General features: G+C 31.0%; 21 protein-coding genes. All 21 read left to right on the top strand.

What is annotated here, in order from left to right:
* Positions 1-114: 114 nt before the first annotated feature.
* The 21 genes from dapF (at position 115) to EDD60_RS08425 (ending at position 23,574) form a co-directional block, all read left to right on the top strand.
* The gene (gene dapF / locus EDD60_RS08525) at positions 115-957 is read left to right on the top strand and encodes a diaminopimelate epimerase (RefSeq protein ID WP_066449966.1); all 843 of its coding nucleotides are present in this window, start codon (positions 115-117) and stop codon (positions 955-957) included.
* A complete protein-coding gene (gene dapD / locus EDD60_RS08520) occupies positions 950-1,654 on the top strand; it encodes a 2,3,4,5-tetrahydropyridine-2,6-dicarboxylate N-acetyltransferase (RefSeq protein ID WP_066449971.1) in 705 nt (234 codons plus the stop codon). Before dapF ends, dapD begins: the two co-directional genes overlap by 8 nt.
* Positions 1,655-1,656: 2 nt before the next feature.
* A complete protein-coding gene (locus EDD60_RS08515) occupies positions 1,657-2,775 on the top strand; it encodes a M20 metallopeptidase family protein (RefSeq protein WP_066450024.1) in 1,119 nt (372 codons plus the stop codon).
* Between the two features lie 2 nt (positions 2,776-2,777).
* The gene (locus tag EDD60_RS08510) at positions 2,778-3,962 is read left to right on the top strand and encodes an aspartate aminotransferase family protein (RefSeq protein WP_066449974.1); all 1,185 of its coding nucleotides are present in this window, start codon (positions 2,778-2,780) and stop codon (positions 3,960-3,962) included.
* A gap of 52 nt (positions 3,963-4,014) precedes the next feature.
* On the top strand, positions 4,015-6,033 hold the full coding sequence (locus EDD60_RS08505) for a cysteine peptidase family C39 domain-containing protein (protein WP_066449981.1): 2,019 nt from the start codon (positions 4,015-4,017) through the stop codon (positions 6,031-6,033).
* 18 nt (positions 6,034-6,051) lie between these two features.
* On the top strand, positions 6,052-6,513 hold the full coding sequence (gene ybeY / locus EDD60_RS08500; RefSeq protein WP_066450026.1) for an rRNA maturation RNase YbeY: 462 nt from the start codon (positions 6,052-6,054) through the stop codon (positions 6,511-6,513).
* A 3-nt stretch (positions 6,514-6,516) separates the two neighbouring features.
* Positions 6,517-6,912: a cytidine deaminase gene (cdd, locus tag EDD60_RS08495; protein ID WP_066449983.1), complete on the top strand. Its 396-nt coding sequence runs from the start codon at positions 6,517-6,519 to the stop codon at positions 6,910-6,912.
* On the top strand, positions 6,909-7,802 hold the full coding sequence (era, locus tag EDD60_RS08490) for a GTPase Era (RefSeq protein ID WP_066449985.1): 894 nt from the start codon (positions 6,909-6,911) through the stop codon (positions 7,800-7,802). Before cdd ends, era begins: the two co-directional genes overlap by 4 nt.
* Positions 7,786-8,523, top strand: coding sequence for a DNA repair protein RecO (gene recO, locus EDD60_RS08485; RefSeq protein ID WP_066449988.1), 738 nt, complete (start codon positions 7,786-7,788; stop codon positions 8,521-8,523). Before era ends, recO begins: the two co-directional genes overlap by 17 nt.
* Before the next feature lie 70 nt (positions 8,524-8,593).
* Entirely contained in the window at positions 8,594-10,408 is a 1,815-nt protein-coding gene (locus tag EDD60_RS08480) for a YgiQ family radical SAM protein (protein ID WP_066449991.1), read from the top strand.
* Positions 10,409-10,410: 2 nt separating this feature from the next.
* On the top strand, positions 10,411-11,328 hold the full coding sequence (locus tag EDD60_RS08475; protein ID WP_066449996.1) for an alpha/beta fold hydrolase: 918 nt from the start codon (positions 10,411-10,413) through the stop codon (positions 11,326-11,328).
* Between the two features lie 145 nt (positions 11,329-11,473).
* Complete coding sequence (locus EDD60_RS08470) at positions 11,474-12,850, top strand: glycine--tRNA ligase (RefSeq protein WP_066449998.1); 1,377 nt, start codon at positions 11,474-11,476, stop codon at positions 12,848-12,850.
* A gap of 16 nt (positions 12,851-12,866) precedes the next feature.
* Positions 12,867-14,624, top strand: a complete 1,758-nt coding sequence (gene dnaG / locus EDD60_RS08465) for a DNA primase (RefSeq protein ID WP_066450001.1) — start codon at positions 12,867-12,869, stop codon at positions 14,622-14,624.
* On the top strand, positions 14,621-15,907 hold the full coding sequence (gene rpoD, locus EDD60_RS08460; protein ID WP_066450002.1) for an RNA polymerase sigma factor RpoD: 1,287 nt from the start codon (positions 14,621-14,623) through the stop codon (positions 15,905-15,907). Before dnaG ends, rpoD begins: the two co-directional genes overlap by 4 nt.
* 1 nt (position 15,908) lies before the next feature.
* Positions 15,909-16,592 (top strand): tRNA (adenine(22)-N(1))-methyltransferase, encoded by a 684-nt coding sequence (locus EDD60_RS08455; RefSeq protein WP_132226365.1) that lies wholly within the window; start codon positions 15,909-15,911, stop codon positions 16,590-16,592.
* On the top strand, positions 16,582-17,328 hold the full coding sequence (locus EDD60_RS08450) for a Nif3-like dinuclear metal center hexameric protein (protein ID WP_132226364.1): 747 nt from the start codon (positions 16,582-16,584) through the stop codon (positions 17,326-17,328). The genes EDD60_RS08455 and EDD60_RS08450 overlap by 11 nt, the downstream gene beginning before the upstream one ends.
* A 16-nt stretch (positions 17,329-17,344) precedes the next feature.
* On the top strand, positions 17,345-17,788 hold the full coding sequence (locus EDD60_RS08445; protein ID WP_318026104.1) for an NUDIX hydrolase: 444 nt from the start codon (positions 17,345-17,347) through the stop codon (positions 17,786-17,788).
* A gap of 111 nt (positions 17,789-17,899) precedes the next feature.
* Complete coding sequence (locus tag EDD60_RS08440) at positions 17,900-18,358, top strand: helix-turn-helix transcriptional regulator (RefSeq protein ID WP_066450007.1); 459 nt, start codon at positions 17,900-17,902, stop codon at positions 18,356-18,358.
* Positions 18,351-18,656 (top strand): hypothetical protein, encoded by a 306-nt coding sequence (locus EDD60_RS08435; RefSeq protein ID WP_066450011.1) that lies wholly within the window; start codon positions 18,351-18,353, stop codon positions 18,654-18,656. Before EDD60_RS08440 ends, EDD60_RS08435 begins: the two co-directional genes overlap by 8 nt.
* A gap of 214 nt (positions 18,657-18,870) precedes the next feature.
* A complete protein-coding gene (locus tag EDD60_RS08430; RefSeq protein ID WP_132226363.1) occupies positions 18,871-21,783 on the top strand; it encodes a discoidin domain-containing protein in 2,913 nt (970 codons plus the stop codon).
* A gap of 156 nt (positions 21,784-21,939) precedes the next feature.
* A complete protein-coding gene (locus tag EDD60_RS08425) occupies positions 21,940-23,574 on the top strand; it encodes a GH25 family lysozyme (protein ID WP_102135713.1) in 1,635 nt (544 codons plus the stop codon).
* Positions 23,575-23,749 lie beyond the last annotated feature (175 nt).

Here is a 23,749-nt window from a genome sequence, read left to right as displayed (position 1 = left end):
ATTCTTTTAAGCATATATTTCATAGTCTCACCACTATATTATATGCAAAATATGAAAAATACTTTTCATTGTGATAAAAAAATGTTATCATTGTGAAAAAGTTGAGGTGATATGATGTTGAAATTTACAAAGATGCAGGGAATAGGCAATGATTATATTTATTTTGATGGTATCCATCAAAATGTTCCAATGAATAAAACATTTATTCAAAGAATTAGTGATCGTCATTATGGGATTGGCAGTGATGGTATGATTGTTATTTTGCCTTCTTCACATTGTGATTTTAAGATGCGAATGTTTAATCTTGATGGAAGTGAAGCAAAAATGTGTGGCAATGGTATTCGTTGTTTTTCTAAGTTTGTTTATGACCATCATCTAACAGATAAAACTTATCTAGAGATTGAAACTCTTGGGGGAATCAAGAAAGTTTGGTTAACTCTGGATAATCAGGAAGTGACAATGGTCAAAGTTGATATGGGAAAGCCTATTTTAGAGACCAAAGATATTCCATGTTTGTTTGATAAAAAGACAATGATTAATGAAGCAATTGAAATCAATGGCAATATTTATCATTTAACAAGTCTATCAATGGGAAACCCACATACAGTTATGTTTGTTGATAATCTTGATTTTGATATCAAAAAAATAGGCCCATTCCTAGAAAAACATGATATGTTTCCTGAATCTGTCAATACTGAATTTGTACAAGTTGTTGACCGACAACATCTCAAAATGCGTGTATGGGAACGTGGTTCAGGTGAGACAAAAGCTTGTGGAACAGGGGCTTGTGCTTGTATGTATGCCAGTTATTTATTAGGTTTATGTGATCGGGATGTCTTTGTTGATTTGTTAGGCGGAAGATTACATATTACATATGAAGATGGTCATATATTTATGGAAGGTGAAGCAAAACGTATTTTTGAAGGTATTATTAACGAGGAGGATTTTTATGTGTAGAACAGCTGAAGAAATTATTCAATATATTAGTCAAGCAAAAAAACAAACAATTGTGAAGGTGTATATCAATGGTGAGAATTTACCAGATGATCCATCTTTACAAGTTTTTGGTACAAAGACAAGTCGTATTTTGGTAGGAGATTTAGAACATATCAAGAAATATTTAAAAGCAAATCAAAACCAAATTACTGATACATATTTACAACAAGATCATCGTAATAGTGCTATACCAATGTTAGATTTAACTCATATCAATGCGCGTATTGAACCAGGCGCAATGATTCGTGATAATGTGACAATTGGTGATCATGCAGTTATTATGATGGGAGCTATTATCAATATAGGTGCCACTATTGGTGAAGGGACAATGATTGATATGGGAGCTATTTTAGGTGGCCGTGCTCAAGTTGGTAAGAATTGCCATATTGGTGCAGGTGCAGTGTTAGCAGGTGTTATTGAACCCCCAAGTGCTTCACCTGTCATTATTGAGGATGATGTTTTAATTGGTGCAAATGCAGTGGTTGTTGAGGGTGTTCATATTGGTAAAGGAGCAGTTGTTGGAGCTGGAAGTATTGTTTTAAATGATGTCCCAGCAAATGCTGTAGTGGCAGGGAATCCAGCGCGTATTATTAAACATGAAAAAAATGATGCAACGAAAGAAAAAACTCAATTAATGGAAGATTTAAGAAATCTATAATGATGGATGATTTAACAAGATGGCGTAGAGAGTTGCATCAGATTCCTGAACTAGGCTTATCAGAATATCGTACAGCTGCTTATATTAGAAAAGAACTCACACAAATGGGTTATCAATATGAAACAATTGTCGATACAGGAACGATTGTATATATTGATCATCATCAACCAACAACACTTGCTTTTCGTAGTGATATTGATGCTTTAGCAATAAATGAAAAAAATGATGTTGATTTTAAAAGTCAACATTCTGGAATGATGCATGCTTGTGGACATGATGGACATATGAGTGTTCTTTTAGGACTAGCCAAACGTTTAAAAAATTCACAAGATCATTTTGCTTATAACATTTTATTGATTTTTCAACCTGCTGAAGAATCACCAGGAGCAGCTGCCCAAATTGTGGAAAGTGGATTATTTGATCGATACCATGTCAAAGCAATTTTTGGAATGCATTTAATGCCATTTATTGAAGAAGGTAAGATTGCTTGCAAAAGTGGTGCGCTTATGGCAATGTGTGGAGAAATGGATGTTTCTATTCATGGTAAAAGTGCTCATGCTGGATTGGCTGAAGAAGGTATTGATAGTATAGTGATTGCAAGTCAGGCAATGAATCAATATCAGGCTATTTTAAGTCGTCGTATGCATTGTTTTGATCCAGTTGTTTTAAATATTGGAGAAATATCTGGGGGAACGGCACGCAATAGTGTAGCGAGTTTAACACAAATGCATGGAACAGTACGTTGTTATGATGAGAAAGTCTTTCATGAGCTTGTTGGGATGATTGATGATTTACATCAAGGTCTAGAAAAAACCTATGGATGTCAAATTGAATGGTCATGTCCACCCCTTTATCCACCTGTCATTAATGATGAAGGACTTTATCAAAAATTTGTATCTTTAGTTAATCATGATTATATTGAATTAAAAGAACCTCTTATGTTATCAGAAGATTTTGCTTTTTATCAAAAAGCAATACCCGGCATCTTTTTCTTTTTAGGTACCAAATGTCAGGTGTATCAAAGTGGTTTACATACAGAAACTTTTAATTTTCATGAAAATATCTTAACAATTGCCCTTGATTTGTATTATACTATTGCTAAAGATATAAAGGGGGTTTAAAAATGGATTTATATACAAGAGGGGAAAATGCTTTTTTAAAAGCTTATGGTCGATATGATGTTATTTTAGAAAAAGGTGAAGGGGTTTATCTCTATGATACCAATGGAAAAAAGTATTTAGATTTTTATTCAGGGATAGGAGTCAATTCCTTTGGACATAATTATCGTCCTTATGTAGAAGCTTTACAAAAACAAATTGAAACATTAACGCATGTTTCTAATTATTTCTATACTTCACAAGCTATAGAAGCAGCTGAAAAAGTTAAAGCTGCAACGAAGTTATCAGGTGTCTTTTTTGCAAATTCAGGAGCTGAAGCCGTAGAAGGTGCTTTGAAACTAGCAAGAAAATATTATTATTTAAAACATGGAAAAGCTGATAGTGAAATTATTTCATTTCAACATTCTTTCCATGGAAGAACAACAGGAGCTGTCAAGTTAACTGGCAATCTACATTATCAAGAAGCCTTTGGACCATTGATTGAAGGAGTTCATTATGCAACGCTCAATGATTTATCCAGTGTCGAACAATTGATTAATGAAAAAACATCAGCAATTATTGTTGAACCATTACAAGGTGAAGGTGGTTTATATCCATGTCATCAGGATTTTATGCAAGGTTTAAGAAAACTATGTGATGAACATGATATTTGTTTAATCTTAGATGAAGTACAATGTGGAATGGGACGTACTGGAACAATCATGACTTATTTTCAATATGGGATTTTACCAGATATTGTATGTCTTGCTAAAGGAATTGGTTGTGGTGTCCCAGTTGGAGCTTTTGTAGCTAATGAGAAATTTGCGAAAGCCATGCAACCAGGTGATCATGGAAGTACTTATGGTGGGAACCCATTTGTTTGTATGGCAGTGAAAACAGTTTTTGAAATCATTGAAAAAGAAAATATGATTGCCCATGTTCAAGATATTTCTGAATATTTGATTGAAAGATTAGAAGAAGTGGTTGATGAATTTGATCAAGTTGAAGGGTATCGTGGACTTGGTTTGATGCAAGGTCTAATCTTTAAAAGTGATGTGAAGCCAGTAGTAAAGGCTTTGTTAGATGAAGGTGTAATTGTTGTGACTGCAGGTGAAAATGTATTGAGAATGTTACCACCTTTTATCATTGAAAAGCAACATGTTGATGAATTTATTGAAAAATTAAAAAAAGTTTTAAAAAGTTGTCAATAAAAAAAGAAAAATCCCCTACTTGAAGCGTATATAGAAGTAAGGGGGTTTTTATATGCGCAAATATCAAGTAGAATTACAAGACGAAGAAAAAGCATGTGGAGCTTATTGTATTTTAATGATTTTAAAATATTATGGCTTCAATGAGGAAATCAAGGAAATCAAAAAGAAAGCAAGATTAAATCAAAATGGAATTAGTATAAAGGGTATGATTGAATGCTTAAAGGCTTATCAAATAGAAGCTTTAGCCTATCACTGCTCATTAGATGATTTAAAGAATGAAGGCAAATTACCATGTATTTTGTATATGATTTATGAGGGTGTTGGACATTTTGTTGTTTTGTTTGAAATAGCTAATGAGGAATATATTGTAGGTGACCCAGCAAGGGGTTTAATAACTCTTTATCCTGAAGAAATGCAAGAACATTATGCCAATTGTTTGATTATGATTAAACATGTGGGGAGAGTTCCACAATTAAGTTATCAAAGCTATTCAAGCTTTTTAAAAGATACTTTTAAATCTTATCAAAAACATATGATCTCATTGATATTAAAAGGTGTATGGATATCTTTATTAGGTTACATAAGTAGTTATTTCTTTCAAATTGTGATTGATGATATTGCTCAACAAACACATGTCTTTTATATGATTATTTTAAGTGTGAGTTATGGGCTTATTGAAATAATCAAAACAAAGCTAGAAAATCAAAAGAATAAAGAATCCATTCATCTTCAAAGAGCCTTAGATGAGGATTATGTCTTTACATCTTCAATGAATATGTTAAAACAACCTTATTCATTCTTTTATCAAGATAAAGGAGCAATTCAAAGTCAATTATTAAGTTTATTTGATTTAAGTGAAATGAGTTTAGCTTTCTTTGAAAGATTATTTTTAGATGGATTATCATTTATAGTGTTTTTACTTGGAATGGTGTTTTTAAATGTTCAGATGACTTTACTTGTTATTGTTATGTTAGTTATTGTTGCTTGGGTAAGTTATCGTTATTTATCAGCTTTACAAAAAGTTAATCAAAGTTATTTAGAAGCGCATTTCATTTATCAGCATCATGTCTTAGAACTGATTGAAAATCAATTTCTCATCAAACGATTTTGTTTACATCAAAAAGAAAGAGAAAGAAGTTATCATATTTATTTAGATGAAGCGTTGTTAAAAGAAAAACAAGCTTTAGGTTTTAATCAATTACAGATTCATATTCAATATATCATTTATATCTTTTATACTTTCATTCTTATTCTAGGTTTTTATAGTTTTCATTATCAGCATATGACAATTGGTCAATTAATGATGTTTTATATGCTTGTTTCATATTGTATTCAGCCAGTATTGAATATGGTCACAATGCTTGCTCAATATAAACAAGTAAGTTTGATTTTTGAAAAATACAAAGCTTTTCTATTAGAAAAAGAAGTAGAAAAGCAATGGATTGAACAACCGATTACTTCCATTGTTTTAGATAATGTGAGTTATGCCTATGGATATCAATTACCAATTATTGAACATTTAGATTTAACGATTGATCATCATCTTTTAATAAAAGGAAAAACAGGTTCTGGTAAATCAACTTTATTAAGATTATTATTAGGAGTTGATTTAGATTATGGTGGGGATATTTATATTAATGGAATTGAACTAAGAAATATTCAGCTTGAATCTTTATATCAACATTTGGGATATGTTAATGAAACACCAACTTTTTTACATATGAGTTTATTTGATAATTTCTTATGTGAAGATGAAAAGAAAGTGAAAAAATATTTAAGGGCTTTTGGAATGAAAGATTTAATTGAGATGTTTCATCTTGTGTTGAGTGAAGATGGTTCACCTTTATCACTTGGACAAAGACAGGTTGTTGCTTTGGTGCGTTTGCTTTGTCAAACGTATGATGTGTTGATATTAGATGAAGCTTTTTCCCATATGGATAGTACATTAGCTAATAAAATCATGAAGTATTTGTTGAAAAACGATGAAGGAAAGATTTATATTATGGTGAATCATCAAACAAAGTTAGTGAACAAGAATGTTGGTTGTGTTATAATGGGAAAGGAAAGATGAGAAGGTGAAAATGATATGATGACAATTGATTTTGTATATGAAGATGAAAACAATTTATGTGAAGAAAGTTATGAAGAACAATTTTTAAAGATTATTGAAACAACATTAAAACATTTGAAAATAGAAGATGATGTGGAATTATCATGTGTGATTATTGATGATAAGAAGATACACGAAATCAATCGTGATTATCGTCAGATTGATCGTTCTACAGATGTTATTAGTTTTGCATTAGAAGATAGTGATCAATTTTATGTTGAAGGGATGCCTAGAAGCTTAGGAGATATTTTTATTTCTTATGATCATGCACTTGTTCAAGCAAAAGAATATGAACATTCATTAAAAAGGGAAATGTGTTTCTTGTTTACCCATGGCTTACTTCACTTATTAGGTTATGATCATATGAATGAAGCAGATGAAAAGGAAATGACAGGATTACAAAAAGAGATTTTAAATCAATTAGGGATAGAAAGAAGGTAAATCATGGATTATCAAAAATTAGTAGATGAAGCATTTATTGCAAGTCGCAATGCTTATGTGCCTTATTCTTCATTTCGTGTGGGAGCATGTCTATTATTAAAGAATGGTGAAATGATTCATGGTACAAATATTGAAAATGCTGCTTATGGTTCAACGATGTGTGCAGAAAGAAATGCTGTATTTCAAGCTTATTGCAAGGGATATCGTAAAGATGATATTGAAGCTCTAGCCATTGTTGGTGATTGTACACCTTTGATTTCTCCTTGTGGAGCTTGTCGACAAGTTTTAGCTGAATTACTTGATCCATATACACCAATTATTTTAGGCTGCAAAGAATATTATGAAGTGACAAATATGCATGAATTATTGCCACGTGCATTTACAGGAGAAAGCTTATGACATTTAAATCAGGATTTGTGAGTATTGTTGGTCGACCAAATGTTGGAAAATCAACTTTATTAAATCATATATTACAAACAAAACTAGCAATTACCTCAGCTACAGCACAAACAACTCGTAATACCATTCAAGGTATTTATACTGATGATGAAGCGCAAATTATTTTTATGGATACGCCTGGTATCCATAAACCTCAAGATGGTCTAGGGTCATTTATGAATACAAATGCACTTAATAGTATTTATGGAGTTGATTTGGTTTTATTTATTGCTCCTGCTGATGAAAAGATTGGTAAAGGTGATCGTTTTATTGTTGAGAGATTAAAAGAAGCTGATGGACCGGTTTATTTGGTTTTAAATAAGATTGATTTATTAAGTAAGGATCAATTGATTGAAAAATTAAATGAATGGAAAGAATTATTTGATTTTAAAGAAATCATTCCAATTAGTGCTGTTGAAGGAGATAATATTGATCATTTAATCACAACAATTAAAAATGATTTAGAAGAAGGGGTTATGTATTATCCTAAAGACCATATCACTGATCATCCCGAAAGATTCATTATGGCAGAATTTATTCGTGAAAAGATTCTTTATTTTACCCATGAAGAAGTTCCACATAGTGTAGCGATTGTTATTGAAAAGATGGAAGAAGATGACAATGGAGTTCATATTATGGCAGCGATTGTTGTTGATCGTCCTAGTCAAAAAGCCATTATTATTGGTAAACAAGGGAGCATGATTAAAAAGATTAGACAAAATGCCAGACGAGAAATGAAACGTTTTTTACAGACCAGTGTTGATTTAGAACTTTTTGTAAAAGTAGAGAAAGATTGGCGTAATAAACAAAAGTATCTCAGGGAGTTTGGATACGATGAAAACGACTATTAATGAAGTCGTTGTAGAAGGATTGATTTTAAAGACAACTCCTTATAAGGAAAATGATATGATTTTGCATGTTTATACTCGTGAATATGGCAAAATTGGAATCATTGCTAGAGGAGTAAGAAAAATGACAAGTAAAAATGCCAGAGCAACCCAACAAATGATGTTAAGTGAATTCACAATTCATTTAAAAAAAGGTTTGAGTGTGTTGATGAAAGCTTCACCTTTGGATTATTTAAGACATATTGAAGAAAATCTGGAAAGTGAGATTGTGGCAAATTATATATTGGAATATTTTTATCGTTATATTGAAGAAAATAATCCAATTGAAAAGGAATTTGATATTCTCTATGATTCTTTAAAGAAGCTTGATCAAGGTTATCCACCTTTGCTTGTCTATTTATTATTTAATGTTTTTATTCTTGATCACAATGGGGTTTCTTTAGATGTTGATGGATGTGTGATTTGTGGTTCATCTAAGGTTGTCTCTATTTCTTTAACTGATGGTGGTTTTCTATGTGAAGAACATTTATCAAATCATACAGTCTTTGATAAAGCAGTTTTAAAAGGTTTTCGTCATATTCATAAGATTCCTCTTGAACATATTGATCAATTACATTTATCAAATGAAGTGATAAGACAATTGATTCCTTTAATGGAACAGTTTATCGAAGAATATACTGGAGTTATTTTAAAAACTTCGACATTTATTCAACAAATTGTGTAGATTTCTACACAATTTTATTTTGCTTACACATATTTTGGTGTATAATAAGTGCATATCAAAGGGAGGCATTATGGGACAATTTTTACCAACAACAAGAGAAGAAATGTTAGAAAGAGGTTGGGAACAACCTGATTTTGTATATATTAGTGGGGATGCTTATGTTGATCATCCTTCATTTGGTGCGGCTATCATTACAAGAACTTTAGAAAGCCGTGGTTTTAAGGTCTGTTTTTTAGCACAACCAGACTGGCATCATTTAGATGATTTTAAAAGATTTGGGAAACCTAGACTTGGATTTTTGATTTCTAGTGGTAATATTGATTCAATGGTCAATCATTATAGTGTTTCAAAACGTCGTCGCAAAAAGGATAGTTATTCAAATAATGGTGAAATGAATCATCGACCAGATCGTGCAGTTATTGTTTATAGTCAAAAGGTTCGTGAAGCGTATAAAGATGCAACCATTTTAATTGGTGGAATTGAAGCAAGTTTAAGACGATTAGGACATTATGATTATTGGGATGATAAGGTGAGAAAATCTATTTTAGTTGATGCTGATGCTGATTTATTGATGTATGGGATGGGTGAAAATAGTATTGTTGAGATTGCTGAAGCACTTGATGCTGGAATTGAAGCAAAATATTTAACTTATTTAGATGGAACAGTTTTTAAGACAAAGGATTTATCAATAATTCCAGATGATTATATTATGTTGCCATCTTTTGAAGCAATTATCAAAAGCAAGAAAGAATATGCGAAATCCTTTGGAATTCAATATCAAAATACTGATCATTTTAATGCCAAGACATTAGTTGAACCATATAATGGTTTCTACATTGTTCAAAATCGACCAAATCGTCCATTAACACAAATCGAATTTGATGATACATATGCTTTGCCTTATCAAAGAACCTATCATCCAATGTATGATTATATACCAGCTATTGAAGAAGTTCGTTTTTCTTTGATTAGTAATCGTGGATGTTTTGGGGCATGTAATTTCTGTGCGCTTAATTTTCATCAAGGACGTATTATTCAAACTCGTTCTCATGAATCGTTAATCGATGAAGCTAAAGTGATGATTCAAGATCCTGATTTTAAAGGATATATTCATGATGTTGGGGGACCAACAGCAAATTTCCGTCAACCTAGTTGTGATAAACAAGCAACACATGGAGCGTGTCCATCCAAACAATGTTTATGGCCACAGCCTTGCCGTAATTTAAAAGTTGATCATAGCGATTATTTGTCTTTATTAAAGAAGTTAAGATCGTTGGATGGCGTGAAAAAGGTATTTGTAAGATCGGGAATTCGATATGATTATTTGATGTATGATCAAGATGATACTTTCTTTAAAGAATTGGTTAAAAATCATATTAGTGGACAATTGAAAGTAGCTCCAGAGCATATTAGTGATCAAGTTTTAGATAAGATGGGAAAACCTCATCGTCAATTATATGAGAAATTTGTTGATAAATATCAACGTTTAAATAAAGAAATGGGGATGAATCAATTCCTTGTTCCATATTTAATGTCCTCTCATCCTGGAAGTGACTTAAATAGTGCTATTGAATTGGCTGAATATTTAAGGGATATTCATCATCAGCCAGAACAAGTTCAAGATTTCTATCCAACTCCTGGAACCCTTTCTACAGCAATGTATTATACTGGTTTAGATCCACGTGATATGTCACCAGTCTATGTTGCAAAAACGCCAAAAGAAAAGGCGATGCAACGTGCTTTGATGCAATATCGCAATCCAAAAAATTATCATCTTGTCTATGAAGCATTAATTCAAGCAAAAAGACAAGACTTAATTGGTTTTGATAAAAAGTCATTGATTAAACCCAAAGGACAATATCGTCCCTTAAAAAGGAGGTCATAGTTATGAAACGTAGTGCAACTTATGTATCTTGTATGCATGTCCATGTGCGTTATTATGTCTACGAGCCGAAAGTTGTTTTGCGTGTGAAAGGTATTGTTCAAATACATCATGGACTAGGCGAACATGCCGATAATTATGATCATTTTGCTTCTTATTTATTGGGTCAAGGATTTGTTGTGGTAGTAAGTGATTTTGCTGGTCATGGAACGTCTTTGATTGATTTTGAACAAGGTTATTTTGGCGAACATGATGGCCCAGAAAATTTAGTCAAAGATATGCATCACTTACAACAAATTATGCGTCGCAATTATCCTGATGTTCCTTATTTTATGTTAGGAACAGACTTGGGTTCAGTCTTGATTCGTAAGTATGTAAGTGAGTATGGCGATTTTATTGAAGGTGTTTTGTTGTTAGGGACACCGGCTAAAGTGGAATATAGATATATTAAAAGAGCTTATTTACGTTTGTTAAAAACGTTGAAAGGACCGCTTTATAAAGCAACTAGTTATTTTCACTCATTCCATCGTTTGCATAATCGTCGTATTGATAATTCTGATAGTGAAATTGATTGGTTAACAAGTGATGAAAAAGAAAAAGAAAAATTCTTGGAAGATCCAATGACACATTTTACTTATACTGTTCAGGGATATCGCGATATTATTAAAGTGATGGAAGAAGTCAATACAAATGAATCTATTTCTAAGATTCCTGAATATTTATCAATTTATATTGGTATTGGTGAATATGATCCAATGTGTCGGAATATTGAAAAATTAGTTAATAAATATAAAAGTATTCCGATTAGAGATTTGACTTTAAAAATCTTTGCTCAAAAAAGACATGCCTTGTTATTTGAACAAGGCAGAAACGAAGTTTATTTAGATATTTTGCATTGGTTAAATGAAAGAACGTATTTATAGGATACCCTTATAGTTGGTTGACAAATAACCACTATGAGGGTATAACTATAACGATATATCTTATGATAAGGGTAATATTGACTTAGCTCATGCTGAGTCTTTCATTATTTAGTAAGACTAAAAATCAAATTAAAGGGGTATAAATATGGCAAACAAAGATATGGAAAAATTAATTGCACATGCAAAAAGTTCAGGTTTTGTATATCAAGGTTCTGAAATTTATAACGGTTTAGCAAACACTTGGGATTATGGTCCATTAGGTGTTGAAATGAAAAACAATATTAAAAGATTATGGTGGAAAAGATTTATTCAAGAATCACCTTATAATGTCGGATTGGATTCTGCTATATTTATGAATCCTCGTGTTTGGGAAGCAAGTGGACATGTTGGTGGATTTAGTGATCCATTGACAGAATGTAAACATTGTCATACTCGTCATCGTGTTGATAAATTGATTGAAGATTTCGATCCTAATGTTCATTGTGAAGGTTGGGAACCTGAAGAAATGATGAAATATATTAGAGAAAATCATATTCAATGTCCAGATTGTGGAGAAGAAGATTTTACTGATATTCGTGAATTTGAATTGATGTTTAAAACATCAATGGGAGTTGTTAAGGATGCTAAGAATGATATTTATTTACGTCCTGAAACTGCTCAAGGAATTTTTGTGAATTTTAAAAATATTCAAAGAACATCTCGTAAGAAAGTTCCTTTTGGAATTGGTCAAATTGGGAAATCTTTTAGAAATGAAATTACTCCTGGTAACTTCATCTTTAGAACAAGAGAATTTGAACAAATGGAATTGGAATTCTTCTGTAAACCAGATACTGATTTAGAATGGTTTAGTTATTGGAAAGAAGGATGTATGCAATTCTTACTAGATTTAGGATTAACTAAAGATAATTTACATTTTAGAGATCATGCATTAGAGGAATTATCTTTCTATTCTAAAGCAACAAGTGATATTGAATATTTATATCCTGCACCTTTAGGTTGGGGTGAATTATGGGGTATTGCTGATCGTACTGATTATGATTTATCAAGACATCAACAATATTCTAAAAAGAGCTTAGAATATCTTGATCCTGAAACAAATCAAAAATATATTCCATATGTTATTGAACCATCTGTAGGAGCTGATCGTTTGTTCTTAGCTATCTTAGCGGATGCATATGATGAAGAACAATTAGAAAATGATACACGTTTAGTGATGCATTTGCATCCAGCTGTTGCACCAGTGAAAGCAGCGATTTTACCATTAACGAAAAAACAAAGTGATAAAGCTATGGAAGTTTATAGCATGCTTGCTAAGGAATTTAATGTAGAATTTGATGTTGCTGGACAAATTGGAAAACGTTATCGTCGTCAAGATGCCATTGGGACACCTTATTGTATTACTATTGATTTTGATACAGATACAGATCAATCAGTAACCCTTCGTGATCGTGATACAATGGAACAAATTCGTTTACCAATTGATGAATTAGTTCATTATATTGGAGAAAAAGTTAAATTTTAGTTGAAGGAGGACATATATGGCACGACTTTCACAAGAAAAAATCAATGAAATTAGACAAAGTGTTGATATCGTTGATGTTATTGGGGAATATCTTCCCTTGGAAAAGAGTGGAAGAAACTATAAAGCCTTATGTCCTTTTCATGATGATAAAAATCCTTCAATGTCAGTATCGCCAGACAAACAGATTTTCATGTGTTTTGTTTGTCATACGGGAGGTAATGTTTTTACCTTCTTACAAGAATACTTGAAGATATCATACATTGAAGCTGTGAAAAAAGTTGCCGAAATGGGGCATATTGATTTAAGTGAATATCATCTAGAAGTCGAAAAAAGACCAGAAAAGAAAGAACATGTTGCACTTTATCAAATGCACCAAGAAGCACAGAAGATTTATAGTTATTATTTAAATACAAAACTTGGATTAGAAGCTAAGATTTATCTATTAAATCGTCATTTTACTGATGAATTAATCAAAGAATTTCAAATTGGTTATGCACCAATTGATCCTGTTTTGCATACTGCCTTTACTAAGCTAGAATATAGTGAAATAGATATGGTGAAATCTGGTCTTGTGATTGAATCGAATAATCATTTTGATCGTTTCAATGATCGTATTATGTTTCCTTTATTTAATCAGCAGGGGCAAGTTGTTGGTTTTAGTGGACGTATTTATAAACCGACGCAAACTGATAGTAAGTATATGAACTCGCCAGAGTCAGATATCTTTATTAAAGGACAAACGCTTTATCATTATCATCAATGTCGTGAAGCTGTGAAAAAAGCTGGATTTGTTTATTTATTAGAAGGTTTTATGGATGTTATTGCGATGTATAAAGCAGGTATTGAAAATACTGTTGCTATTATGGGTACCGCCTTAACAAAAGGACATATTCAAGCATTGCGTCGTTTAACAAATCATATTTATCTTTGTTTAGATGGTGATCATGCTGGACAAGTGGCAATGAGTAAAGCAGCTAGAGAGTTGGAAGAAGCTGGCTTTAAGGTTCAAATTATTATTTTACCTGATGGTCATGACCCTGATGAAATTTATGAAGAACATGGGCAATCAGGACTTGAAGAAGCGTTACGTAAAACGATGAAACCGATTGAGTTTTTGATGGATTTTGAATACCAGCTGGTTGATTCTTTGAATTACGATGATCGTAAAAATTACTTAGAAAAAATGTGTTTTGAAATCACGCAGATTAAAGATGATATTGATCGTGATTATTATATGCATGTTTTGTCACAAAAATCAGGTTTTTCTTATGATATCATTCAACAGCGAGTTGCTGGTATGAAGCCTAGAGCTGAAGAAGAATATGTTCATCGAGAAGTTAAAAAAACAATTCAAATTATTGATAAATACAATAAGGCAGAACATGATTTATTGTTTTATATGCTAAATAGTAAAGATGTTACTTTAAAATATGAAGCAAAAGCAGGCTTTATGTATAATGATCAGTATCGTATTATTGCTTCTTATATTGTTGACTATTATCGTCATCATAATCATTTAGAAGTGGCTGATTTAATTAATGGTATACATAAGGAAGAATTAATCCAAACTGTAGTGGAAATATCGCAAGCGAAGCTACCAATACAGTATGAGGAAAAAGCAATTGATGATTATATTAAAACAATTGCAGCTAATGCTAGAAAAATGAAGAAGGAACAGTTATTAGAACAGTTTAATTATATATTAGATCCGAGTCAGAAAGCTCAGATTTTAAGTGAAATTGTGAAGTTAGAGAATGAAAAGGAGTCATTATGAAAAAAGAAACAAAGAAAAAAGCAGCACCAGTCACATTTGAAGATTTAAAGAATTTAATTAAGGAAACAGCTGATGCTTTAGGTGGAACTTTATCTCAAGATGATTTAGATGCTTTTTTAACAAAGTATGATCTAGATGATGAATCAGCTGAAGAATTATTAGAATTTATTACTGATAGTCATATTGTGATTGAAGATGGATTAGATGCTCTTGAAATTGATGATGAGGAGCTATTAAAAGGAGTCGCAGGAGATCTTGATGATTTAGAAGGTTTAGAATCATTAGAAGGACTAGAAGATTTAGAGGATTTAGAAGGTTTAGACGTTGATCTTGGTGGCGATGTTCCAGATTTAGATTTCGTTGGTGATTTTGACATGATGACAAGCGATACAGCGACTTTATATAGTGATCATGATGATGACGATGATAATCAATTAGGAAGCAATGTTAAAATCAATGATCCTGTTAAGATGTATTTAAAAGAAATTGGTCGTGTTGAATTATTAAGTCATGATGAAGAAATTGATTTGGCAAAGAGAATCCTTGTTGGTGATGAGGAAGCGAAAAAGAAATTGGCAGCTGCCAACTTACGTTTGGTTGTTTCTATTGCTAAAAGATATGTTGGTAGAGGAATGTTGTTCTTGGATTTAATTCAAGAAGGAAATATGGGGTTAATCAAAGCTGTTGAAAAGTTTGATTATACAAAAGGATTTAAATTCTCTACATATGCAACATGGTGGATTCGTCAAGCTATTACACGTGCAATTGCCGATCAAGCAAGAACAATTCGTATTCCTGTTCATATGGTTGAAACGATTAATAAGTTAACACGTGTTCAAAGACAATTGATTCAAGAATTAGGGAGAGAACCTTCAGCTGAAGAAATTTCTGAAAAAATGGATGGTATGACACCTGAAAAAGTACGTGAAATTCAAAAAATCTCATTAGAACCAGTTTCATTAGAAACACCTATTGGTGAAGAAGATGATTCTCATTTAGGAGATTTCATTGAAGATGAAGGAGCTATGTCACCTGATGATTATGCTGCAAATGAATTATTAAAAGATGAATTAAATGAAGTTTTATTAGAATTAACAGACCGTGAAGAAAAAGTTTTACGATTAAGATTTGGTTTAGATGATGGACGTACAAGAACTCTTGAAGAAGTTGGAAAAGAATTTAACGTAACACGTGAACGTATTCGTCAAATTGAAGCAAAAGCTTTAAGAAAGTTAAAACACCCATCACGTTCAAAACGTTTAAAGGATTTCTTAGATCGTTAATATGAAACTATCAAAAAGATTACAGGCTATTGCTGATTTAATCACAAAATATAAACAAGGGGAAATACTTGCCGATATAGGAACTGATCATGCTTATTTACCAGTGTATTTGGTAGAAGAAGGTGTGATAGAAAAAGCGTATGCATGTGATATCGCAAGTGGACCTATTAACGCATCAATAGAAACAATACAATTACATCAATTAGAAAAACAAGTCATACCACTTCTAGGAAGTGGTATGAACCCTATTATTGATAAAAATATTGATATGATTAGTATATGTGGTATGGGTGGAAAGTTAACTGTAGATATTTTAGATGAAAACAAGGAGTTTTTGGATCATCATCGTTTTATTCTTCAATCCAATGTTGGATTAGAAATTTTGCGTGAATATTTAACAAATCAAAACATGGTTATTCTTGATGAGGGAATTGTGAAAGATGCGAATCATATTTATGAGATTATTGTTTGTGAAAAAACAAGTGAAAAACAGGAATATGATGAAAAAGACTTTTATTTTGGACCATGTTTAAGAAAAAATAAAAATGGTTTATTTTATGAAAAATGGTATCGACAATTAGAAATACAAAAAAATATATTAAAATCATTGGATGAAAATCATCCACGAGCAATTGAAGTGAAACATATGATAGAGTTGATAGAAGGTGAAATTAATGCAAGCTAAAGATATTATTGAAATAATGGAAAAACATTATCCTTTATCATTACAAGAAGAATGGGATAAATGTGGTTTACAAATAGGCGATATACATACAGATGTGAATAAAATCATGATATCACTCAATGCTGACAATGCAACACTAGATGAAGCTATTGAAAATGGTTGTCAAATGTTAATTACCCATCATCCTTTCTTATTAGATCCTATCATTAGTATTGATAAAGATGATTTTATGGGACAATTTATTTATAAAGCAATTGAAAATCATATTGTTGTTTATAGTTCACATACAGCTTTAGATAATGTTTCAATGAATCAATGGTTGATTGAAGCTTTAGGTGTTCATGATATTGAGATAGGTGATGAAAGTGGGATAACACGTATGGCTACTTTAAATCAACCAATGAGTTTTGATGAATTTATCAATCATGTTCAACGTGTTTATCATTTAGAACATTTTAAATATGCTGGATATGTTGATAAAATTGAAAAAGTCGCAATATGTGGTGGTAGTGGGGCTGATTTTATTGATCAATTCTATGGTCAAGTTGATGCTTATTTAACTGGAGATAGTAAATATCGTCATGCGAAAAATGCGGTTGATCATGGTATTGTTTTAGTTGATATCAATCATCATGTAGAAAATATTATGGTTACAAAACTTAAAGAGTTGTTAGAAAAGGAAGTGAATGTAGATATCATAACAGGTTCATCACCTGATTATTATATCTATCGTTAATATGATTTTAACAACAATGTGTTATTTAAAACGTAATCATCAAACATTATTACTTCATCGTATCAAAAAGCAAAAAGATATTAATGAGGGAAAATGGATTGGTGTTGGGGGAAAGTTTGAAGCTGGTGAAAGTCCTCAAGAGTGTATGAAAAGAGAAATCTTTGAAGAAACTGGACTGACTGCTCATTCTTTAAAGTTACATGGATTTGTTTCATTTCCAGGATTATATTATGGAGAAGATGAAGGCATGTTTATTTTTACTTGTGAGGATTTTAGTGGTGAATTACATGAATGTGATGAAGGTGTCTTGAAATGGATTGATGATCAAGATATTGATAAGCTTCCAATGTGGGAAGGAGATTATCATTTCTTTGAGTGGATTGAAGATAATGATTTTCATAGTGCTAAAATTGTTTATCAAGATGATCATGTTGTTGAATATCAAGAAGAAGTTTACTAGTTATAGACTGGTAAACTTCTTTTGTTAAAGAAATTAGCAAAATTTCCAAATGATTTTGCTAGTCAAAAAGTGTTATTATCGATACAATAATTGATAGAAGGGGTGATATTTATGCTTGGAGAAAATTTAATGAAATTAAGAAAAAAACATGGACTGAGTCAACAGGCTGTTGCAGATTTATTAAATGTCAGTCGTCAAACAATATCAAATTGGGAATTAAATCAAGGAGCACCAACGATTGATAAGGCCAAAGAATTGGCAAAGCTTTATCATGTGAGCTTAGATGATTTAACGGAAAATGAGGTAGAAGTCATTAGTTCAAAACAAAAAGATACACATATTCTTTATGGTTTAATAGGTAAGATATGTAAGATTGATTGTAAAGAATCTTCCTTATATTTAGATTCACCATCAAAGGATCAATTTCTCGTGTTAGATGTTAATGAACAATGGCTAAAGGTGAAATATCAAAGGAGAAAAGGAATTTCTTTAAAGAAGGAATATGTGATTAAGCTGATTGATTTAAATGATATTAATGGTTTTGAGATTGTGGGTGAAAATGATGAGTGAGTTTTTATTGATTGTTATTATTGGAATGTTGGTTTATATTATTTATGATCGGGAAAATGAAAAGAAGCCAAAGAATGATAAACATATTGTTGAGGATATTTTACCTGAAATGATTGGTAAAATGTGTGAAATTGATTTTAAGCAATGGCTTATTTATGTGGCTGATGATAATTCAATTCAGGGAGTTATTAAAGATGTTGATGATGATTGGGTTATGGTTGAAGTTATAAAAAAAGGCCAATCTAACTATAAAGTCATTCGAAAGTCACTGATTGCTGGAATTAAAGAGATTCAATAGATTGTTAAGAATCATCCTTTTTTCTTGAAATAAATAAGTTATGACATTATAATTATATAAAGATGTGTAATAAGAATGTGATTTTTTGTGTTTTGATAATAATGCCATACGATGCCAAATTAATTTATTATAAAAGAGGAGGGTGAAATTATATAATGAAGATAATGATGGGTATTGTTGGTTTATTAAATAATGAAAAAGGAGAAAAGGAAGGATGAAATTTTTTAAGAGGTTAATATGTTTTTTGATATCAGCATTATTTCTTATGAATATCGTTGCTCCAATGAGGGTATATGCTGCTGATTCTAAGGATGTAAATTCTTATATTAGTGAGTTGATTGCATATTATCGAGATTATCAAAATGATGCAGAGACAGATATTATAAGAACGCTTGAGGAAATTAAAAAAATTGATGAAACAAAGTATGAATCATGGAAACAAATTATGGATTTCTGGAATGAAGTAAATCAAAAAAATTTTGTGAATACAAGTGTACTTCCAGATGGACTACCTAATGATGATAGTCTATGTATTATTGTTTTAGGGTTTGCATTAAACTCTGACGGAACTATGAAACAAGAATTGATTAATAGATTACAAGTTGGATTGGATAGTGCGAAAAAATATCCAAATTCATATATTGCTGTGACTGGAGGAGGTACTGCAGCAAATAATCCAAATGTTACAGAAGGCGGATTAATGGGACAATGGTTGCTAGATCATGGACTTGATGAAAAACGTTTAATAGTTGAAAATAAAGCACCTGATACGGTAGGAAATGCAAAAAACACATATAAGATTTTGAATACAAACTACCCACAAGTAAAATCACTTGCAATGGTAACAAGTGATTATCATGTACCACGTGGTTCAGTTATTTTCTTTACTCAATGTCTTTTGTCAGCATACGAAGCAGGAAATAAACCCTTACAAATGATATCTAATGCTGGTTGCATTACTGGTTCAAGTGGTTATGAATCTATATCACTCCAAGCAAGTGGGGTATCTTCTGTTGCAGGCGTAAGTGCTGCGGGAAAATTAGAACTCTCAAAACTAAATGGTTTGATTATTTCTCAAGAATCACCATATGTTGCTAATAAAGATTTAAAATTAAAAGTTGAGGCACAATATAACTCTCGTTTTTCACGTGATGTTAGTCATTTAATAAAAGTGACTCATTTTGACCCTACAAAAGGTCCAGAACAAATAATTACTTTATCTTATAAAGAAAATGGGATTGAAATTGTAACTGATTTTCAATTAAGTGAGATAAGTAAAGAGGTATGTGATAATACCTATCTTAAAGATTATGTAACAGAAATAGAAAAAATGGAATTAGGCATTTATACAAAGGAATCTGTAAATGCTTTAATTAATGCTATTCAAAAATCAAAAGAAATCTTAAATTCAGGGAATAGTGCATCAAAAGAAGAAATTGATCTTGCTTATCAACAATTAAACAAAGCAGTTAATGAATTAGTGGAATTAGTAAATATTGCATATAAAATGAATGTTGATGCTAATTGTAATCAAAAAAATGCATATAAAATTAATGATGGTGTAAAGAATACAAGCAATTATTGGGCAAGTGAAAATAATGGTAATGTAGCTAGTAAAGATGCAGAATTTATTATAGATTTGGATGGAGTGTATAATCTTGAACATATAGTTGTTTATCCATATTGGGGTGGACAAAGAATTTATCAATATGAGCTGTATGGTAGTGATGATAAAATATCATGGGTTAAAATTGGTGAAAATATATCTGAGAATTATGCAACCCAAAATGGATTTAATCATGAAATAAATACAGATAAAAGCTTTTCCTATATTAAACTTAAAGGAATTAAAACAATGGTTGTTGGTAGACCAGATATTAATAATATTCATATTGTTGAATTAGAAGTGTTTGGTCAAGAAAAAAATAATCTTGCTTATTTAAAACCAGTAACATCTAGTTCAACAGATAATAGCGCTTCATCTTCTTCTAATAGTAAAAATATACAAGTCGTTGATGGAAATCGTCAAACTTATTGGGATGCTGGAGTATATTCTAAGAATCCATGGATTATAGTAGATTTGCAAGATGTTTATTTATTAGATAAATTAAACGTAATTACTTATTGGGCTAGAAATGATAGATATTATTATTATGATATTTATACAAGTATTGATGGAGAAGACTATAAACCTCTTTATTCAAAAACAGAAGGAACAGAAAAATCAACTATTTTTGGTGAAAATATTGATATCAGTCATCAAGAAACATATGCTAGATATGTTAAGCTTATAGGAAAATATGATTCAGCTAATGCATCTTTCCATCTCAATCAATTGAGAGTATATGGTAAAGAAGTTATTAAAGAAGCTGATTATACAATGGTTGATGAAGTTATTGCAAAGGCTAATCAATTAAATAGAGAACAATATACTCAAACAAGTTTATCAAAATTAGATCAAGCTATTGATGAAGTTGTTAGAAATAAAAAGATTTATGAACAAGAAGTTGTGGATGGATATGTAGTTTTGATTGAAAAAGCTCTTAATGAATTGCAATATAAGAGTGCTGACTATAGTCAAGTTGAAATGGCTATTAAAAAGGCTAATGATATCAATAGAAATCTATATACTAAAGATAGTTTAAAAATCTTAGATCAAGCAATCAATGCTGTAGAAAAGAATTTAAATATTACTAAACAAGAAGAAGTCAATATAATGGCTAACACAATTGAAAAAGCTCTTAATGAATTGCAGTATAAGAGTGCTGACTATAGTCAAGTTGAAACGGCTATTAAAAAGGCTAATGATATCAATAGAAATCTTTATACCGAAGATAGTTTAAAAATCTTAGATCAAGCAATCAATGCTGTAGAAAAAGATTTAAATATAACTAAACAAAAAGAAGTCGATGCAATGGCCGATGCAATTGAAAAAGCAATAGCTACTTTAACAAAGAAAGAAATTCCTGATATTAATGTTAATCCTGTAGTACCAATAAACCCAGATGTATCAAATAATAATGTAGAAACAAATGACAATACGACAATAGCATTTTATATTGGAACAATAATTATAACAGTTTTAGCTACAGGTGTAGTATTGGTTAAGAAAAGAGAAGAATATTAAAGACAAGAAAATATTTTTGGAGTGAGTAGTGGAGCAGTAATGCTCCATTATTCATTTAAATAATTTCTTTTATTCTTAAAACTGACAATGAGTCGTTTGTTATATCTTCTTTTTTGTATGATTATAAGTTATAATAACAAAGAGGAGGGAAATCATGTGTATAATGTGAATCAAAAAAGAAAATGGATAATAATTGTTGGAGTGGTGATTGTTTTTGTTGCTGTAGGGATTTTCTTTTTTTATAAAAGTATAAGTCATGAGGATAATACGAGTGATAAAAAAGATAATTCTCAAATCATTGAAACAAATCAAGTAGGTGATGCGTCTATTGATCCAGAGAATATTGATGAACAAGAAGAAGGGACAAGTATTAATTCTAGTCAATTAAATGTTCAACAAGGAAAAAGTAATGGAATAGATATTTCTAAATGGCAAGGAAAAATAGATTGGAATAAAGTTAAGAAAAGTCAAATTGATTTTGCTTATATTAGAATTGGTTATCGTGGTGAAAATGGTGTTATTTATAAAGATGATAATGCTGATTATAATATTCAACAAGCTCAAAAAGCGGGAATATTGGTTGGTGTGTATTTTTATTCTACAGCCATCAATCAAAAAGAAGCTATTGAAGAAGCAAAATGGACATTAAAATGTATTGAAGGATATAGCATTTCTTATCCTGTTGTTTATGATTGTGAAGGTTATAAACATGCTTCTAGTCGTACATATAAATTAGGCGTTAAAGAACGTACTGCAAATGCTCTATCATTCTTAAATACAATTTCAAAAGCAGGTTATGAAACAATGTTTTATACTTCTTTAAGTGATATTGAAACACATTGGGATATGAAAGATATTCAGGGCAAACATAAAATATGGATTGCTCAATATTCAACAAAGATATATCCACAAAAAGCAAAACCTGATTATAGTGGACAATGTGATGCCTGGCAATATACAAATAAAGGTCAAGTTAATGGTATTGAAGGTAATGTAGATATGGTTGTTTGTTATTTTGAAAACAAAAAAGCACAACCTAAAAATAAAAATGCTGATGTACCTAAAGCTTCTGTTCCATTAACAGATCAAGATAAAATTTATTCATCTGTCAATGAGAAAGTAACAGCTAAAAGTGAAACAAATTTAAGAACACTTGCTACAACAAAAAGTAATATTGTAACAACTTTGAAAAATGGTGAAACTGTTACACGTATTGGTATTGGCTCAAATGGATGGTCTAAACTTCGTTATAAAAATAAGAGAGTCTATGCAATAACGAGTTATTTAACAACTGATTTATCAGTGAAACAAGAAGAAAAAGAAGATATTGTTAATGGTCAAAAGTTTGAAGCTAAAAAAGACAAAGTAACTGCTAAGGATCAAGTTAATTTACGTGCTTCTCCATCAACATCAGGTAAAGTTGTAGGAACATTGAATAGTGGTGATTTTCTTGAAAGAGTCGCAATTAGTCAAAATGGTTGGTCAAGACTTCAATATAAGGGTCAAGTTGTTTATGCTATTACAAGTTACCTTTCAAATGAAGTTATTCAAAAACCACAACAAGATGAACCAACACAAGATGATGGTTTTACGACTGTCAATGAAAAAGTGACAGCAAAATCAGAAACAAATTTACGTGATAAGCCATCAGTTGATACTTCTAAAGTAGTTTATACATTAAAAAATGGAGAATATGTTAAACGTATAGGTATTCATAGTAATGGTTGGTCAAAATTAGAATATAATGGTCAAATTGTTTATGCAATATCATCATATCTAGTGAATGAATAAAGGTTTACTTTTGTAGTGAGCCTTTTTTGCTTTAAGCAATTGATAAATGTTTGCTTTGTGCTATAATAAGAGTGTATCAAAAACTTTTTCAACTTTTTTGCCTTAAAAAGAAGAAAAATGAGACTTTGCAAGCGTATATATAAGTATAGGGGTTATATTTCCTTAGAGTTTCTCA

This window comes from Longibaculum muris, from assembly GCF_004343035.1.
GTDB classification, from domain to species: domain Bacteria; phylum Bacillota_I; class Bacilli_A; order Erysipelotrichales; family Coprobacillaceae; genus Longibaculum; species Longibaculum muris.
Note: the sequence above shows the minus strand (reverse complement) of the source record. Positions and strands in the feature narration are given on the sequence as shown.